The sequence below is a fragment of the Alcanivorax sp. HI0083 genome (genome assembly GCF_001635175.1).
Genome location: NZ_LWFX01001718.1, coordinates 1 through 372 on the forward strand (window position 1 = coordinate 1; position 372 = coordinate 372).

The 372-nt window shown below is 57.3% G+C and carries 1 pseudogene; it reads left to right on the forward strand.

From position 1 onward, the window contains the following. Positions 1-162: 162 nt before the first annotated feature. Positions 163-372, forward strand: a pseudogene (pyrE, locus tag A3754_RS25030) (orotate phosphoribosyltransferase); the annotation flags it as partial.

Genomic DNA, 372 nt, shown 5'->3' on the forward strand with positions numbered 1-372 from the left:
ACAGCCTGTTGGGGCTGGCGGAAAAGGGCATTGGCGAGATCATCAAGGCCCAGCAGGTGGCGCTGGGCTGGTAACACGCCAAGAGAGAAAGGCGGGCCGTGTCGCTGTGGTGGCGCGGTTTCGCGCTGTTGCGAACAGACTGGCTAGTACACAGGCTTGAGTATGAAGAACTACAAGAAGCATTTTCTGCGCTTTGCCGAAGAGCGTGAGGCGTTGAAGTTCGGGGAATTTACCCTGAAGTCCGGGCGCAAAAGCCCGTATTTCTTCAATGCTGGCACTTTTAACACCGGCGAGGCCCTGGCTCGGCTGGGTCGCTATTATGCGGATGCGATCATGGCATCCGGGCTGGAATTCGATATGTTGTTCGGGCCG